This window comes from Acinetobacter sp. CY79 (assembly GCF_059515845.1).
Genome location: NZ_JCAKMY010000071.1, coordinates 1 through 1469, shown reverse-complemented (window position 1 = coordinate 1469; position 1469 = coordinate 1). Strand labels below are relative to the sequence as shown.

2 protein-coding genes are annotated in these 1469 nt (G+C 32.7%); both read left to right on the top strand.

Annotation, left to right across the window (positions count from 1 at the left end; all coding sequences use genetic code 11):
• The first annotated feature begins 232 nt into the window (after window positions 1-232).
• Window positions 233-1075: a tetratricopeptide repeat protein gene (locus tag AC5YCE_RS15540; protein ID WP_496172612.1), complete on the top strand. Its 843-nt coding sequence runs from the start codon at window positions 233-235 to the stop codon at window positions 1073-1075.
• A 226-nt stretch (window positions 1076-1301) separates the two neighbouring features.
• A partial coding sequence (locus AC5YCE_RS15535; protein WP_496172613.1) for a helix-turn-helix domain-containing protein occupies window positions 1302-1469 on the top strand: 168 nt, incomplete at its 3' end.

Genomic DNA, 1469 nt, shown 5'->3' with positions numbered 1-1469 from the left:
AAAAATCCAATATGAGCTACAATAGAAAAAACACTAAGATTTAGGATCATGCCAAAAACATATAGTAGTGCTAAAAACCAACGTGTAATAATTCATTTATATATTTTAATATCAATAACTTATTATTTTTATCACGTCATATTCATGCACTACCGTTAATTTTATGTTCAAGATAAGGAAAGATAATTCAATTTATATTAAATTATAAAAATATTTATATTTGAAATAAAATATGTTATCAAAAAAAATTTTAACAATTCTGTTTCTCGGTGTTTTAACTTCTGGCTGTGTTAAATCTACTGAGAGCCACAAAAATAGTCAACAGTACAGCTCTAATAATTCAGATATTGATATTAATGAGATTAAGAATAGAGCTGAAAAAGGCGATCCAGAAGCTCAATACAATATGGGCGTGATCTATTCTGATGGGTATGGGGATATTCGTCCTAATATTAATGAGGCTATCAGATGGTACACGTCTTCGGCAAATCAAGGACATATTAATGCTCAGTACAATTTAGGCTTTTTATATAGTAATAACCCCAATATTGCACATGATTACGAGAAAGCAAAATTTTGGTTTGAAAAAGCTGCAAATCAGGGAGATATTCCTTCTTTTAATAAGTTAGGCTATATATATAGTAATGGATTGGGTGGTAAAAAAAATGAAGCGAAAGCTATTGAATACTATTCTATAGCTGCTAATAATGGCGATCCCGATGCTCAAGCTAATATGGCCATCATGCTTCTACATGGTAAAGGAATGCCACAAGATAAATTAAAGGCTTTTGAATGGTTTAATAAATCTGCAAGACAAGGGGTTAGCAGTGCTCAATATAATCTAGCACTGATGTATTTAACAGGTGATCATATAGAGCAAAATTACCTAGAGGCTAGAAGATGGTTTTCGGAAGCAGCAAAGCAAGGTGATAGTGATGCACAATATCATTTAGGTAAAATATATAAAGATGGTTTAGGTGTCGATAAAAATTTATCCATCTCAAAATCTTGGTTTAAAGAGTCAGCTAAATCTGGCAATTTTTTAGCAAAAGAAGAATTAACTCAACTAAATTAGAATATGGGCAGTAATTAATTATTGGTGAGGCTGTCTTTGCCGTAGGCGTCTTGGGATTTCTTGTACAGACGTTGTCCAAACACGTCATAGCCGTATTGGGTCTGTTTACCGTTGTTGTCACTTAGATAACTTGTTCAGATGCTTGATTATAGCTAAGAATCCAATATGAGCTATAGATAAAAATCCAATATGAGCTACAATAGAAAAAACACTAAGATTTAGGATCATGCCAAAAACATATTCTGTCGATTTACGCGAAAAAGTCATGCAGTTTTATAAAGAATCACAGCATAAATCCAAAACGTGTGAACTGTTTAATATTGCAAGAACGACCCTAGATGATTGGATCCTACTCGAACAGCAGACTGGTCAGCTCAAACAGCCTAAACCTCAA